Genomic DNA, 14,948 nt, shown 5'->3' on the forward strand with positions numbered 1-14,948 from the left:
GGGAAATCAGCGGATAACGGTTTACACGCTGTTTCGTTATAGGCCGCCCTGGTTGGGGTAAGCATAAAAGGATGGAATTCTGCTGCCGCGAGTATGGCATTGGCGGTGTATATGCAAAATGGGAGGAATGTCGAATATGGAACGCACGTGGTGGAAAGAAGCCGTCGTGTATCAGATCTATCCCCGCAGCTTTAAAGACAGTGACGGCGACGGGGTCGGCGATATTCAAGGGATCGTGTCGAAGCTGGACTATTTGCAGGAGCTCGGGGTAGACGTCATCTGGCTCTCTCCGGTCTACAAGTCGCCGAATGACGATAACGGTTACGATATCAGCGATTACTTCGAGATCATGGACGAATTCGGCACGATGCAGGATTGGACGCAGCTGCTGGACGGCTTGCACGAACGCGGAATGAAGCTGCTTATGGATCTGGTCGTCAATCATACCTCGGATGAGCATGCCTGGTTTGCGGAGTCCCGCTCATCCCGGGACAACCCATACCGCGACTATTATATCTGGCGCCCAGGTAAAGGCGGGAATATGCCGCCGAACAACTGGAGGTCCTTTTTCAGCGGGTCGGCCTGGAAATATGATGACACGACCGGAGAATACTATTTGCACCTTTTTTCAAAGAAACAGCCCGACCTGAACTGGGACAATCCGAAGCTCAGGCAGTCGGTGTACGAGATGATGACCTTTTGGCTGGATAAAGGCGTGGATGGCTTCCGCATGGACGTCATCAACCTGATTTCCAAAGTTCCGGGACTTCCAGACGACGGGGAGGACGGACTTGGAGACGGCAGCCCTTATTTTATGAACGGCCCGCATGTGCATGACTATTTGCGGGAGATGAACGAGCAGGTGCTGTCAAAATACGATGTGATGACGGTTGGAGAGACACCGGGCGTATCGGTGGGAGAAGCTCTGAAATATACCGGAGCGGACAGGAAAGAGCTGCAAATGGTGTTTCAATTTGAGCATATGGACGTCGATGCGGGCGATGGCGACAAATGGACCGTGGTCCCATGGACGCTGCAGAAGCTGCGCGGCGTGCTGCATAAATGGCAGACCGGGCTGGCGGAGGACGGGTGGAACAGCTTGTATCTCAACAATCATGACCAGCCGCGGATGGTGTCGAGATTCGGCAATGACGGTGAATACCGGGTTCCATCGGCTAAAATGCTCGCTACGCTGCTGCACACCCTTAAAGGCACGCCTTACATTTATCAGGGTGAGGAGCTCGGCATGACGAACATCCAATTTTCCAGCATTGAAGACTACCGGGATATTGAAATTTTGAACATGTACGAGGAGCGGGTCACGCAGGGGAATGCGGATCCGGGAACGATCATGGAGGCGATCCATGTCAAGGGAAGGGACAATGCGAGAACGCCGATGCAGTGGAACGCCGGGCCCAATGCCGGGTTTACGACAGGTATGCCTTGGATCCGGATCAATCCCAATTACAAGGAAATCAACGCGGAAGCGTCGATGAGCGATCCGGATTCGGTCTTCCGCTATTATCAGCGGCTGATCGCTTTGCGCAAGCGGAATCCCGTGATGGTATACGGGGATTACCAGCTCCTGCTGCAGGATCACGAGCAGATTTATGCGTATACCCGTACTTTGGGCGAGGTGATATGGCTTATCGCTTTGAATTTTTCGGAATCGGCTGCGATCCTTGAACTTGACGACAGGTACAGCGGCATGAAACGGGAGCTGATCATCGGCAACTATCCCGAGGACGGAATGGAACCCGAGCGGCTGCGCCCTTATGAGGCAAGAGTCTACCGGATGTTCACGTAATGTCCGGCTGCTCAAAGAACAGACTTCTCAAAGAACAGACTTCTCAGAACGTACTCTCGCGATGAAGGAAAGCGTCCCGGCCATGGCCGGGAACTTTTTTGTTTAGGGGAGAAAAGAAATGCCGGGGATGCCCGAATTGTGTCCGTTTTGTCATGGGCTGATGGATATGATATGTTCGTCCTAACGTATAGGAGGTTGTTATTCATGAATGAACGTTTGAACCGGCAGATCGAGTTTATCAGGGAAATCGACAAGCTGAAGACGATCTACCGCCAGTCGTACCTGATGGACAAATCCCGGCACGAAAATGATGCGGAGCACACCTGGCATATTACGCTCATGGCCTGGCTGCTCGAGGAACATCTGGATCAGCGGAAGGTAAATCTGCTTCGCGTCATGAAAATGCTCCTGGTGCACGATTTGGTTGAAATCGATGCAGGTGACACCTTCGCTTATGATGAGCAGGGCCAGGAGGGGAAATTCGAGCGGGAAATGGTCGCGGCCAAGCGGATTTTCGGGCTTCTGCCCGTCGATCAGCGTGATGAAATGCTGGCCCTGTGGCTCGAATTCGAGCAGCGGGAAACCTTGGAATCGCGCTATGCGGCGGCCATGGACCGGATTCAGCCGCTGCTTCACAATTATTTTACCGGGGGAAAAGCGTGGCAGGAACACGGAGTTGCGGCAGACCGCGTCCGGGCACGGATCGTTTTTTTGCAGGAGGACCTCCCGGACCTGTATTCGCTGGTTCAGCACTTGATCGACGACGCGGTCAAACAGGGGTATCTCCGCCCCTGATACCGAACAGAATCAGGGACTTTTCAGTATAGACGGTCCTCGCCAATGTGATAGAATGATAGTAACTGCTAAGCGAACTGCGATCTACATATTACTTGCCTGAACGCAAAAAGGAGAGGGACTAAAGCGATGAAGCTGAGCCAAAATGATACATTACTCTTTATTGGGGATTCCATTACGGATTGCGGCCGCGTCCGGCCGGTCGGGGAAGGCGGCTTCGGCCAGCTGGGCAGCGGTTACGTCGCACAAGTCGACGCGCTGCTGAGCGCGGTATACCCGCAGCTTAACATCCGGGTGCTGAATACGGGAATCAGCGGAAATACCGTCCGCCATTTGAAGGAGCGCTGGGAGAGCGACGTGCTCGACCTGAAGCCGGACTGGCTTTCGATCATGATCGGAACCAACGATGTGTGGCGCCAATTCGACCGCCCGCAGAATCCGGATCAGCATGTGTATTTGGACGAATATGAAGCGACGCTGCGGGAACTGGTACAAGCGACACGGCCGAGGCTTAAGGGGCTCGTTTTGATGACTCCATATTACCTCGATCCGAACGTGAATGACCCGATGCGGGCAACGATGGACGTCTATGGGGCCGTCGTCAAAAAGGTCGCCGAGGAATTCGACGCTATCTTTGTCGATACGCAGGCTGCTTTCGACGCGTTGTCGGAGCATGTCTACCTGTCTTCGCTGGCTACGAACTGGGACCGTGTCCACCCGGGATCCCGCGGACATATGACGCTGGCGAGGGAATTTTTGAAAGCGGTCGGCTTCAGCTGGTAAGTTAATATTGAAAAAGTTGCCCTGCCTTCCGATATATAGGTTGAGGTGATACGGATGGCCAAGAAGGGGCAAGTTTTTAGCTCATACAGCCTGGATACCAAACGGAAGGCCGTACATATGCGTCTTCAGGGGATGACCAAAAAAGAAGTGGCTGCCGCTTTAGGCATCGCCGACATCGGCCGGTTAAAGGTATGGATGAGGAAATACCGCGAGCACGGGGAATCCGGGCTCATGGATCAACGAGGCCGCTCAAGGGAATCGCTGACGATCGATCGGCCCTTGGCGGAACCGGTTCAGCATTAAATTTCGGGGAAGAAGCTCTGATTTGACGGGCTTCTTCTTTTTTTTCGCGGGAAGAGACCGGGCCGGAGCACATTTTGCAAATGGGTCTGGATTGTCCAACCGTTTGTGCATTTATGACATATGGATAAAATAACCTTACAATCAGCACTATATGCCGCAAAGGTAATCCGAATGGAGGTGTTGTCAGTGCAAAGCCGGAGCGCAACCCACGCCAAAGGCATCGATGTGTCGCATTGGCAGGGCATCATCGATTGGAAGAAGGTCCGCGGCGCGGGATATTCGTTTGCCTTTCTTAAAGCGACAGAGGGATCCCGGATCGTAGACGACCGCTTCCGGGCCAACGCGCAGGACGCCAAAAACGCGGGGCTTCTCGTCGGGGCATACCATTTTACCCGTGCGGCCTCAACGGATGATGTCAAGAACGAAGTGGATCATTTCCTTCAGGTGATCGAAAGCGCCGGGGGGCTGTCCGCGTTCAAGCTGCCGTTTGTGCTGGATATCGAAACGAAGGAAGGCCAGACCAAGGCGCGGATCAGCCAGATCGTGAATACGTGGGGAACCCAGTTCAAGCAGCGGACTGGTCGTACCGTGATGATCTATACGTTTCCAAGCTTTATCGATTCTTACCTGGATTCGTCGCTCGGCTCTTACCCGCTGTGGTATGCCTATTACGCCAGCGGTACGCCGGCCAACAAGGCAGGCTGGAAAGCTTGGGAATTTATCCAGTATACCAACAAGGGCAAAGTGCCGGGGATCAGCGGCGACGTTGACCTGAACGAGTATAAAGGAAGCGAGGCGGAATTAATGGCAGCATACAGCAATCCAGCGCCGAACACCAGCGAAACTGCTCCGCAGTGGAAGGAGTCGGGAAGACAATGGCTGATCGACCAGGTGGGAATCAGTCCCGACTGGAAGGCCGAAGATCCGGTTGATATCGGGACGCTGGGCAGCATTTTGCTCAAGTATACCCAGAATGTCCTGGGCAAGAAGCAATCCTGATTGGCTTAACGTACCTTTCGCGCAAAATAGGCTGTGCTCTCGCCATGAAAATTGGGTCTTTGACCAGACCATGAGGAGCGGGCTTTCATACCATAAGAGTATGAACCCGGAGGGAGGGAATGAAATGAGCGGAGTCGTTGGAGGTTATGGCTGCCACGTAAATCCTTTCGCATCGACAGGTGCAATTTTGGTCCTCTTTATTTTGTTGGTCATCATTACCCGTTCTTTCTGGATATAACGACTACAGAAATATAGTTTGCTCACCTGTTTTCGGCGTCCTGCCGGGGACAGGTGGCTTTCTTTGGATGCTATAGCCTGTACATACTTTCGGGCGTGATTCATTTTTGAGCAGCCGGGTATTTGTACTCCAAGAGGTGATGAAACATGGCCAAGGAGTACAAGGACCGGCAGGAGCCCGTGAATCGTGATGAAAACGAAAAACATGCAAGCATGGATCATCCGGAACAGTATGCCACCGAGCGCGAAAGCCTGTTCGACCGCTATGAAAGCGAACGCAACGTGGATCCGATCCCCGTGGAGGATTTAACCGAAAATATGAAGGACGAGCAGAATAAAGAGCACACCAAAGATTCCTCCTCCAGCGAAAAGAAATATCGACCGTAACAGCCCGGCTTTCCTTACGGACAGGATCAGGAAAAGAAAAAGCGCAGGTTTCTCCCTATATGGGACAAGCCTGCGCTTTGCTATGCTCTCGGCTGCAGTCATTTGCTCATGGTGCCTGGTGTTGGCTGATCTGGCTTTTATATTTTAGTAAGAAGAAACAAGAACTTAAGTTGATTGTAACAAGGGCTGTTCTAAGGTACGCTGATCCGCGGCTTTTCTGCCTCGGGTTTAATCTTTGGCGCCCATCGTGATCAAATTGAGAAGCACCGTTACGGCACCAAGAATAATGCTGGTCCATAATGCGCTTGTATCTACGGAATAAACGAAAGGGAATACGATGAACCAAACTCCGGCAATTAGCGAAATCCAATTTTGCCAGGAGCCCCATCCCGAACTGGAGAACGCCCACAATGAGACGATCAGCTGAACGGCACCGATAATGACGCTGGTCCACAATGCGCCGTTATCGTCAGAGAACCCGAAAATCCAGGGAGCGATAATAAACCAAATGCCAATCAGAGCGACAATCGTGTTGTCTACGCTTCTGAGCTTCATACACACACCTCCGGTTATAAATTGCCAACATCAGGATACGTAAAAATCATATGCAAATAATTCCAGTTCATGACCTGCTGCACAAATTAACATCTGGAGTCAGTTGGATCCTAGAAAAGCGTATCCTTGCCCCGGACTCCTTCATTGGCTGAAAGGCGGGATGAAGTATTCGCCGTCATCCTGCACACTGCCGAATGGTTCGCGATGGCCGCCAGGTCCCCCGCCGTGTCCTCCACCAGGGCCACCATAGCCTCCGCCACCGTGATAACCTCCATGACCTCCAATACCCGGGTAGCCTCCATGGCCGCCATGCCCGTATCCGCCGTATCCCCCGTATCCGCCAAAATAGGGATATCCGGCATAAGGATAGGGATATGGATAAGGAGAGTAGTATGGATAAGGATAATAAGGATAATAGGGATAGGGATAAGGATAGGGATAAGGATAATAGGAATAAGGGGATCCAGTAGTTAAAGACATTCTAACGCCTCCCATTTTCAACTATGGAAACAGCGTATGCCGGAAGGCGAAAATCGTGATAAGTGCCCTGTAAAAATGGGCGCATGCCCCGTAACCAAACAGACATCAAAAATTAATACTGGCATAATGCTGTTTTAATGTTTCATTCACAATTGGTTTGTATATTTATATATATAACCCCCTTTGATATATATAGTACGGAATGGACCCTGACGGCCTTGGCGCTGTGACAGGGTCATTTTTTTGCGTAAAACGGGAAATACAAAAATATTCCATGGGATGAAATAGATACGGGCTGCGGACTGCATAGGTGATATCTCATTTGGGAAACTTACGATTGAAGTCTTATACCTGGAGGTGAAAATGATGAAGAAGCGTATCGCTGCAGCCCTGCTCACAGCCTGCATTTCCATGAGTGTTGCCGTACCTGCATTTGCGTATGGCAATGGTACTGGTACCGGCACTACGGGAACTACAGGAACATACAACACCAACAACACGAACGGAACCTATGGCACCAACGGTATGAACAATACTTACGGCACCTACGGTACCAACAACGGATATAACAACACGATCCGTACCAACGCAGCAAATGACAACAACGACGTGGACTGGGGATGGCTTGGACTTCTTGGCCTGCTTGGATTGATTGGACTCCGCGGAAGAAACCGCGAGCACTCCTAAGCGACTCGGTATCCCATAATCAAGCAAAAGCACCCTTTCGGATTCTGTGATCTGAAGGGTGCTTTTTTTATGATTAGGAACAAACCGTACAAGTGCAGCGCGTTCTGATACAAATACAATCGGATGATAACGAAATAAAATTGGGCGCCCCTTGCGGGACGCCCTCATGGGAGAGGAGAAACCGGACGAAGAGCTTATGGGGAAACGTAAGCTTACTCCGCGGTTGTCTACGACATTCGTTTGATGTCGATAATTTAAGCATTCCCAGGCAGAGATGTTTTATACATTGCTTTTCCAAAAAAGATGAAAAATCCCTCAAGGGCCATTTTTCAAACTTGCGGGGATTGTGGTACGATATCGTCATAATTTCGTATTCCGCAAAATTCGATATCCCTCGCGAAATTCGGGCATGATATGACGCCATAGGATGAAGAATAACGGAATACGGACAGATCAAGTGAAACTGCGGTTTCATCGATAGAATGGGTGAAAAGCAAGTGAGAGTTGTTTCGGGAAGCGCAAAGGGCAGACCGCTGAAGGCGGTGCCGGGCATGGGTACCCGCCCGACGACCGACAAGGTCAAGGAAGCGATTTTCAGCATGATCGGGCCTTATTTTGACGGAGGGACCGTTCTCGATTTATTTGCGGGAACCGGGGGACTGGCGATCGAGGCGCTCAGCCGGGGCATGGAACGGGCGGTGCTCGTCGACATGGACCCGAAGAGCATTGAGACGATTCGGGCGAATCTCAAGGCGACCAAGATGGAGGGACAAGCGGAAGTGTACCGGAACGATGCGGTCCGGGCGCTGAAGGCGTTGGAAAAGCGGGGGCTGGTCCTGGACGCTGTTTTTCTGGATCCGCCGTACCGGATGAAGAACGGTGACGAGCTCATGCTCCTTATGCAGGACAAGCATATGCTGCGGCAAGGCGCGGTCATTGTTCTGGAGCATGAGTCAGGCTACGAATACCCCGCCGAGTTCGGCTCATTTACCTGCGTCCGGCATGCGGTGTACGGTGAAACGGCCGTATCGATCTATAGATACGAAGAACATACAGCGGATTCGTCAGACGACGATCCGCGGGCAGGAGGGCAAGATGAGCGAAACGAATAGCAAGCAGCGCATTGCCGTATATCCGGGCAGCTTCGATCCGGTAACCATGGGGCATCTCGACATCATCCAGCGGGCTGCGAAGCAGTTTGACGTGCTGATCGTTGCTGTACTCAACAACCGGAGCAAAAACCCGCTGTTTACGGTAGAAGAGCGGATGGATTTGATCCGGCAGGTAACCGGGCATATCCCGAATATCGAAGTGGACAGCTTCCGCGACCTGACGGCCAACTATGTGCGGCAGAAAAATGCCCAGGCTATCATGCGCGGCATTCGCTCCGTCACCGATTTTGAATACGAGATGCAGATGGCGTCGACCAATCATAAGCTGAACCCGGAGGCGGAGACCGTCTTTATGATGACGAATCCGAAGTACTCCTATCTCAGCTCAAGCATCGTCAAGGAGATCGCCGCCTATCACGGAGATGTGACAGACCTGGTTCCGCCGGAAGTGGAGAAGGCGCTGCGCAGTAAATTTTAACGCCGGACCGTTTTGGCGCGACGGGGAACCACAATCAGAAGGACGATCAAGGCGCCGAGGATGGAGGCGAGCAGGAGTCCCTGCCACTTCAGCACCTGGGGCATCAGTACCCACAGATCCTCTATCGGGCCGCGGCTGCCGCTGAACCGGCCGTTCTCGGAATAAACGGGATGAATACGGCCCAACAACGCGGCGAGCGGAGTCCAGGTCAACCATGTCAGGGCAAAGGCATACGCCCCATGAAGAATCCGGGTCCAGACCATGGGCATAAACGGAGCCCCGGTTTTGCGGATCAGGGACATGGACTGCAGCAGGGCGCTGATGCCGCTGAATCCGAGGAGAGCAGACAGAACGGACCACTGCAGCCCACCGGAAGCAAACGCGGCGGCACTGATGTCCCGGGCGCCCAAATGAACCTCGAAGAGGCTTGATAATGCGTAATCCGGAATCGGAAGCCGGGCGGTCGTCACCCGGCCGGCAATTTGGATGACAACGGAGAAAATAATGATGTAGCCGCCGATCATCATCAGCACCTGGACGGCATGCGTGACGGAGTCGCCAAGCAGCCGGCCGAAGCTGCGTCCGTCTTTGGCGCGCGCTTCCTCCGCCGCTTGAAGAACGCGGGCAGGCAGCGGGGCAGGCTTGCCCTCCAGCCGCTGCTGCAGGGGCTTGTCTGACGCAGGGGCGGCTCCTTTCGGTCTGATGCGCCGGTGGACGGTCAGATAGGCCAGGATGCCGGCGATCCAATGAACGGCGATCAAGCCGTAGCCCAGGGCCGGATCGTGCATCAGACCGGTGGCTACCACGACGAGAATCATCACCGGGTTGCAGAAGTGGGATAAGGCCGCGAGCTTGCCCGCTTCTTCGGCCTGAAGACTGCCCTGGGCGTGAAGCTGCTGAACCGCCTGGGCACCGCCCGGAAAACCGGTGGTCAGCCCCATGGCCATGACCCATCCGCCGGTGCCGGGCAGACGGAACAGCTTCTTCATCAGCGGCTCCAGAAAAGCGCCCAGGGCGCTCACCCATCCGTACGCGATCAGAATTTCCGACAGGACGAGAAAAGGCAAAAGCCCGGGAAACACGATTTTCCACCATAGGTTCAGGCCTTGAAGGGAAGCCTGAAAAGCGGGGGCAGGGGAACTGACGATACCGGCCACGAGAGCTGCTGCGCACGCTCCCAGCATAAGCGTCATGGCTTTGGGAGAAGGACGCTGCGTCGTTTTTTTCATGATTTTCACCTCTTAAGAGTAAACATAGCTAGTACCCAATCTATGCGGGGAAGACAACCATAAGACCAGGGAGCAGGGATGGGAATGAAAGATGGCAACAATATGAGACGGCCGCGCAGAAGAGAGGGCTTGCGCCTTCTGCTGTACATTTTCGTGGTGGCAGTCATGGTGTACGTGTGCGTTTATATGCCGACACCATACATTATTTATCAGCCGGGCAGCGCCAACGAGGTGAAGCCGATGCTGTCGATTGCCAAAGGGGATACGGAGGAGCGCGGAACCTTCATGATGACGACGGTGGCGGCAAGTTACGCCAATATCGCCATGCTCGTCATGTCAGTGTTCAACCCGAACGATGAGGTCGCCAAGAAGCAGGCGAGACTCGGGGATATGAGCGAGGATGAGTATGCGGCGGAGCAGGTCTACATGATGAGCGACTCCCAGTCCTCCGCGATGGAGGCGGCTTACCGGGAAGCCAAGGTGCCGTTCAGCATCGTTCCTGAGTATTTGTTTGTGTTCTCGACGCCGGACGATTCGGTGAACAACAAATACTTCAAGCCCGGCGACCGCATTGAGGAAGTCAACGGCAAGCCGGTCCCGGACAATACGGCGCTCGCCGGCATTCTGAAACCGATGAACGTGGGCGATGAGGTCACCGTCAAGCTGCTTCGGAGCGGCAAAACGCTGGAGCAGAAGCTGAAGCTGATTCCGATCAAGGATCAGAAAACGGGAAGTACCCGGGCCGGCCTCGGGGTCACCATAGCGACGATGCAGGCGGTCAAGACGAAGGATCCGGGCCATCAGGTCCAGTTCAAGGATACGCGGATCGGAGGGCCTTCCGCCGGCCTTATGTTCTCGATGGAAATCGTCAACCAGCTGACGCCCGGGGATCTGACCAAGGGCTACCGGGTCGCAGGCACAGGCACGATCGACAAGAACGGTACGGTCGGGGCGATCGGAGGCGTCCAGCATAAGATTGTGGCGGCGGATCGGGAGAATGCTGATATTTTCTTCGTTCCGAAAGATAACTATAACGAGGCGAAAGCCAAAGCGGATCAGATTAAAACGAAAATGAAGCTGGTTCAGGTCAGCACCCTCGAGCAGGCGATGGACTATATGAACCAGCTGCAGGCTAAATCATGACCGGCGGCTGCCTATAGTCGCGGTACCAATCGTCCGGCGACGGCGCGTCGTACGCGTTCGCATATGCCGCCGCCGCCCGGAGGTCCAGGTCCAGCTGGTCATGGGAGAAGGCGGACGGCTTCATTACCACCGGTAGGGAGGCCGTCTTTTTCATCTGCTTGAGCAGAGCCTGTCCCGTCTTGTTGAATCCCAGGATCCTTAAATAGCCGGGGCCTTCCGCAAGACGTGCAGGAGCGAGCTGCTCCTTCGAGTGCCGAAGCAAAATATGCACCAGCATCCGCTGCAGCTTCGTATGGGTATAGCGCTTTGTCTTTAAGGCGGCGAGCAGGCCGGCCACATCGGCTCCCGTCAGGGCCGGCAGCAGCTTGCCCAGGCGATGCTCGAGCCCTTCCGTCACTTCGTGCAGGGCCGCGAGCTGCTCGGGAGGTGTGGTGAGCAGCAGGTGCAGAAGCGGCTGCCGGAACGATTCCCAGGTGATCGGCCCGCGTCCGGCGGCAAATTCCCGCTTCAAAATCGCGAGCGTTGTGGCCGGCACATACGGAGCGGCCTCGTCAGGGGCCGGGCCGAGCAGCATGCGGCGCACCGCGGTGGCGCTGGCTATATTCGTATGCCCAGGCACTTCATCGTGATATCCCGCGTGGATGCGCGGGATGGTGTAGGGGCGCATACGGCTGCCAAGGCGCTCGAGCGCGATCAAATAATGCAGGCCGAGCGTATGGTTCGGCTTATGGAGCAGCTGGAGAATATCCTCCTTCCAGCCGCCGCTTCCCGCCAGAGCCTCGGCGGCTGCCGCGTAGGCGGAAGGGTAGCTCATCCCCTGGCCCAAATAGTGCCCGATATGGCCTTGAAGCTCTTCGCTTTCATGAGCCAGCATGCGGGCCAGCGGTTGCAGCACTTCCAGCGTCCCGCTTTCGGTTCCGAAGCAGACGCTGTCGACGACACCGGTGGCGTTCAGCAGCGCGACGGCGCCGTAGGCAAACCATTCGGCAGGCTGAACGGCATATGCGGCCGGCAGCTCGATTACCAGGTCGGCACCCATGGCCAGCGCCATTTCGGCGCGGGCGTATTTGCTGACAAGCCCCGGCTCGCCCCGCTGTAGGAACGGCCCGCTCAGCACCGCGACGGCATGCTCGGCACCCGTCACTTCCTTGGCTCTGGTATAATGGTGGACATGGCCGTTATGTAAAGGATTATATTCGACAATCAGGCCGACTGCGGACATGGTCTTCAGCTCCATCGTTTCATTTTGGGCACCCGTGGTTAACGGCTGTTATAAAATATATCATAAAACGAATGGCATCCAGTCACAATAAGGGGGAACGTGAGGTCAAGGTGAAACTATTGACAAAGTTCCCCGGAAATCGGTATAATAATTTTTGTTTGTTTGGAGTGATGTATATGCACTTTCAATTCAGGAAAATGGCAGCCAGCAGCGAGCCGCTGCAGCTCCGTCAGCAAGTGGATGTAAGTCCGCTGCTTAAAGGACTGGGTGACATCAAGGCCGACGGACCGCTCACAGCGGAACTTACAGCCTCGTATGTCGGTCCCGATACAGTGGATGTTCAAGGCGAGTTATCCGTACAGCTGGACATGTCCTGTTCACGCTGTCTGACACCGGTGCATGAGCATTTGGATATTCCATTCCACGAGCAGTTCAAGCTTAAGAAGCAGCCTGAGGAAGCCGAGGACGAAGAAGATGAAACCATATATGTGGACAACGAGACTGTGGAGCTCGTCCCTTACGTGGAGGAATCCTTTATCCTGAATCTTCCGATGACCGTCGTGTGCAAGGAATCCTGCAAAGGCCTGTGCCCTACGTGCGGAAGAGACTTGAACGAAGGTGCCTGCGGCTGTAACAATGAAGTGGTAGATCCACGGCTTGCAGCGCTAAAAGACTTTTTCAAATGAGCATGAATGCATTCCTCCGGGCCCTTCGGGACCCCGGTTGATTGAAATAAGGAGGTGGGAACATGGCAGTACCTCAACGGAGAACGTCCAAGACACGTCGTGACAAGCGTCGTACTCACTTTAAACTGGCAGTGCCGGGCATGGTGAAATGTGAACAATGCGGAGAATTGAAGCTTGCTCACCACGTATGCAAAGTGTGCGGAACGTATAAATCAAGAGAAATCATTTCGCAGTAATGCCAAAAACAATCAAGTAGTACTTCATCTTTGGTGAGGTGCTATTTTTTTTGTCACTTTCTTTTTGACCCGTCATGCTTTATACTACATTAGTACCAGGTTCTAATGAAAACTGTCCGGATTGATTCTTTTTTCCTGTGAATTCTATTGACGAACTTCATAGACTGTTTGTGTTCCACATTCATGGACGGACAAGACATGACAGGGAGGTGCCTCACATCGAACGGTTGCCCAAGAAGCAGCGGCATCAGCAGCTTTTGAAGATTATCGAACAAAATCCGTTTGTGACCGACCGCGAACTGACGCGGGAGCTGAAGGTCAGCATTCAGACGATCCGGCTTGACCGGATGGAGCTAGGCATCCCGGAACTGCGGGAACGAATGAAGCAGATGGCAGAGCACTCCTATGATCAAGTTCGCTCCTTGCAGCTTGATGAGGTTGTCGGGGATGTCGTGGATCTGCAGCTGGACAAGAGCGGCATTTCCATTTTTGAAATACGGGAAGAGCATGTGTTCACCCGAAACCATATCGCCCGCGGACATTATGTGTTCGCCCAGGCCAACTCGCTGGCAGTTGCTCTCATTAACGACGAGATTGCCTTGACCGCATCGGCAGACATCCGGTTTCTGCGGCAGGTTCATCTGGGAGAGAAGTGCATCGCCAAAGCCTATGTCCGGTCTATGGCCGGCCAGAAGGGGAAGGCCAAGGTTGAGGTGTTCACGTATGTGGGCGAGGAAATGGTGTTCCAGGGGAACTTTCTGATATACAGATCGACGGGCGAGGATAACAGCGAAGGAGGAGTACAGTATGCGGATCGCCATTGATGCCATGGGCGGTGACCATGCGCCGGAGTGCAACGTGGAAGGAGCTTTGGCTGCCGCCGCCGAATGGAAAGATACGCAGATCGTTCTGGTCGGGGACGAGCAGCGGTTGCTGCCGCTCCTGAAGCAAGGCGGAGGGACGGTTCCCTCCAATCTGACGGTCCATCATGCGGGTGAAGTAATCGAAGCCGAGGATGAACCGGTCAAAGCCGTCCGGCGCAAAAAGGATGCTTCCATGGTCGTGGCGGGACGGATGCTGAAGGAGAAGCAGGCGGAAGCCATGATTTCGGCAGGCAACACGGGAGCGCTGATGACGACCGGATTGCTGGTTGTCGGACGGATGGAAGGGATTGAGCGTCCGGCTCTGGCTCCCATGATCCCGACGCTTGACGAAGCTGGCGTGCTGGCCCTGGATCTGGGCGCGAATATGGACGCAAAGCCCGAGCATTTGGCGCAGTATGCGCTGATGGGCAGCCTTTATCGCGAGAAGGTGATGGGCGTGAAGAATCCCCGGGTCGGCCTGCTGAACGTGGGCACCGAGCCAGGGAAGGGGAACGAGCTCACCAAGCTGGCGTTCCCGCTCCTTCAGGAGCTTCCGATCAACTTCATCGGCAACGTGGAAGCCCGGGATATTATGCTCGGGAACTGCGACGTCCTCGTGTGCGACGGATTTGCCGGCAACATCTTGCTGAAGGCCGTGGAAGGAACGGCTGGCGCGATGTTCAAGCTGCTGAAGGAGCAGTTCACCCAGAATATGCGCAGCAAGCTTGGGGCCGCCCTGCTTATGCCTCAGATGCGTAATTTGAAAGGCAAGCTGGACTACAAGGAGCACGGTGGCGCTCCTCTGCTCGGCCTGAGCGGACTTGTCGTCAAAAGTCACGGCTCGGCGGACGGCAACGCCATCAAGAACGCGGTCCGGCAGGCCCGCGTTGCACTGCAGAATCAACTGGTTGAGAGTATATCCAAGGAAATCAGCGGGAAGTGAGTG

19 protein-coding genes are annotated in these 14,948 nt (G+C 54.3%); 15 read left to right on the forward strand and 4 right to left on the reverse strand.

Annotated features, from left to right (window positions below):
- The first annotated feature begins 136 nt into the window (after nt 1–136).
- The 7 genes from BCV73_RS06325 (at nt 137) to BCV73_RS06350 (ending at nt 5,311) form a co-directional block, all read left to right on the forward strand.
- Complete coding sequence (locus BCV73_RS06325; RefSeq protein WP_089546509.1) at nt 137–1,807, forward strand: glycoside hydrolase family 13 protein; 1,671 nt, start codon at nt 137–139, stop codon at nt 1,805–1,807.
- 204 nt (nt 1,808–2,011) lie between these two features.
- Nucleotides 2,012–2,602 carry an HD domain-containing protein gene (locus tag BCV73_RS06330; protein ID WP_089546510.1) on the forward strand — a complete coding sequence of 197 codons (591 nt, stop codon included), beginning with the start codon at nt 2,012–2,014 and terminating at the stop codon, nt 2,600–2,602.
- A 129-nt stretch (nt 2,603–2,731) separates the two neighbouring features.
- Nucleotides 2,732–3,385, forward strand: a complete 654-nt coding sequence (locus BCV73_RS06335) for an SGNH/GDSL hydrolase family protein (protein WP_076168351.1) — start codon at nt 2,732–2,734, stop codon at nt 3,383–3,385.
- A gap of 54 nt (nt 3,386–3,439) precedes the next feature.
- Nucleotides 3,440–3,688 (forward strand): helix-turn-helix domain-containing protein, encoded by a 249-nt coding sequence (locus tag BCV73_RS06340; RefSeq protein ID WP_089546511.1) that lies wholly within the window; start codon nt 3,440–3,442, stop codon nt 3,686–3,688.
- Nucleotides 3,689–3,874: 186 nt separating this feature from the next.
- Nucleotides 3,875–4,687 carry a glycoside hydrolase family 25 protein gene (locus BCV73_RS06345; protein WP_179231915.1) on the forward strand — a complete coding sequence of 271 codons (813 nt, stop codon included), beginning with the start codon at nt 3,875–3,877 and terminating at the stop codon, nt 4,685–4,687.
- 124 nt (nt 4,688–4,811) lie between these two features.
- A complete protein-coding gene (locus tag BCV73_RS35690; RefSeq protein WP_256992759.1) occupies nt 4,812–4,925 on the forward strand; it encodes a YjcZ family sporulation protein in 114 nt (37 codons plus the stop codon).
- A 146-nt stretch (nt 4,926–5,071) separates the two neighbouring features.
- Nucleotides 5,072–5,311: a hypothetical protein gene (locus tag BCV73_RS06350; RefSeq protein ID WP_089546513.1), complete on the forward strand. Its 240-nt coding sequence runs from the start codon at nt 5,072–5,074 to the stop codon at nt 5,309–5,311.
- A gap of 228 nt (nt 5,312–5,539) precedes the next feature.
- Here the strand turns inward: BCV73_RS06350 and BCV73_RS06355 are convergent, their stop codons facing one another.
- Together BCV73_RS06355 and BCV73_RS34940 are read right to left on the reverse strand one after the other, a co-directional pair.
- The gene (locus tag BCV73_RS06355; RefSeq protein ID WP_089546514.1) at nt 5,540–5,866 is read right to left on the reverse strand and encodes an SPW repeat protein; all 327 of its coding nucleotides are present in this window, start codon (nt 5,864–5,866) and stop codon (nt 5,540–5,542) included.
- 110 nt (nt 5,867–5,976) lie between these two features.
- Nucleotides 5,977–6,210 carry a hypothetical protein gene (locus BCV73_RS34940; RefSeq protein ID WP_179231916.1) on the reverse strand — a complete coding sequence of 78 codons (234 nt, stop codon included), beginning with the start codon at nt 6,208–6,210 and terminating at the stop codon, nt 5,977–5,979.
- Between the two features lie 502 nt (nt 6,211–6,712).
- Between BCV73_RS34940 and BCV73_RS06365 the strand changes: the two genes are divergently transcribed.
- From BCV73_RS06365 to coaD, 3 genes are all read left to right on the forward strand, one after another.
- Nucleotides 6,713–7,033 carry a WGxxGxxG family protein gene (locus tag BCV73_RS06365; protein ID WP_076168336.1) on the forward strand — a complete coding sequence of 107 codons (321 nt, stop codon included), beginning with the start codon at nt 6,713–6,715 and terminating at the stop codon, nt 7,031–7,033.
- Nucleotides 7,034–7,530: 497 nt separating this feature from the next.
- The gene (rsmD, locus tag BCV73_RS06370) at nt 7,531–8,145 is read left to right on the forward strand and encodes a 16S rRNA (guanine(966)-N(2))-methyltransferase RsmD (RefSeq protein WP_089546516.1); all 615 of its coding nucleotides are present in this window, start codon (nt 7,531–7,533) and stop codon (nt 8,143–8,145) included.
- Complete coding sequence (coaD, locus tag BCV73_RS06375) at nt 8,129–8,623, forward strand: pantetheine-phosphate adenylyltransferase (RefSeq protein ID WP_076168267.1); 495 nt, start codon at nt 8,129–8,131, stop codon at nt 8,621–8,623. Before rsmD ends, coaD begins: the two co-directional genes overlap by 17 nt.
- Here the strand turns inward: coaD and BCV73_RS06380 are convergent.
- Nucleotides 8,620–9,852 (reverse strand): nucleoside recognition domain-containing protein, encoded by a 1,233-nt coding sequence (locus tag BCV73_RS06380; protein WP_089546517.1) that lies wholly within the window; start codon nt 9,850–9,852, stop codon nt 8,620–8,622. The genes coaD and BCV73_RS06380 overlap by 4 nt on opposite strands.
- 102 nt (nt 9,853–9,954) lie before the next feature.
- On the opposite strand from BCV73_RS06380, the gene BCV73_RS06385 reads away from it, so the two are divergent.
- On the forward strand, nt 9,955–10,995 hold the full coding sequence (locus tag BCV73_RS06385) for a SepM family pheromone-processing serine protease (RefSeq protein WP_089550126.1): 1,041 nt from the start codon (nt 9,955–9,957) through the stop codon (nt 10,993–10,995).
- On the opposite strand, the gene BCV73_RS06390 is transcribed toward BCV73_RS06385, so the two are convergent.
- Nucleotides 10,985–12,217 (reverse strand): nucleotidyltransferase, encoded by a 1,233-nt coding sequence (locus BCV73_RS06390; RefSeq protein ID WP_089546518.1) that lies wholly within the window; start codon nt 12,215–12,217, stop codon nt 10,985–10,987. The genes BCV73_RS06385 and BCV73_RS06390 overlap by 11 nt on opposite strands.
- A gap of 176 nt (nt 12,218–12,393) precedes the next feature.
- On the opposite strand from BCV73_RS06390, the gene BCV73_RS06395 reads away from it, so the two are divergent.
- The 4 genes from BCV73_RS06395 (at nt 12,394) to plsX (ending at nt 14,945) form a co-directional block, all read left to right on the forward strand.
- Nucleotides 12,394–12,903, forward strand: a complete 510-nt coding sequence (locus tag BCV73_RS06395; RefSeq protein ID WP_076168259.1) for a YceD family protein — start codon at nt 12,394–12,396, stop codon at nt 12,901–12,903.
- A gap of 62 nt (nt 12,904–12,965) precedes the next feature.
- Entirely contained in the window at nt 12,966–13,139 is a 174-nt protein-coding gene (gene rpmF, locus BCV73_RS06400) for a 50S ribosomal protein L32 (protein ID WP_036645943.1), read from the forward strand.
- A 227-nt stretch (nt 13,140–13,366) separates the two neighbouring features.
- Nucleotides 13,367–13,963, forward strand: coding sequence for a transcription factor FapR (gene fapR, locus BCV73_RS06405; RefSeq protein ID WP_076168257.1), 597 nt, complete (start codon nt 13,367–13,369; stop codon nt 13,961–13,963).
- Nucleotides 13,947–14,945, forward strand: a complete 999-nt coding sequence (gene plsX / locus BCV73_RS06410) for a phosphate acyltransferase PlsX (protein WP_089546519.1) — start codon at nt 13,947–13,949, stop codon at nt 14,943–14,945. Before fapR ends, plsX begins: the two co-directional genes overlap by 17 nt.
- Nucleotides 14,946–14,948 lie beyond the last annotated feature (3 nt).

This window comes from Paenibacillus sp. SSG-1 (assembly GCF_002224835.1).
In the GTDB taxonomy this organism is placed as follows: Bacteria; Bacillota; Bacilli; order Paenibacillales; family Paenibacillaceae; genus Paenibacillus_AQ; species Paenibacillus_AQ favisporus.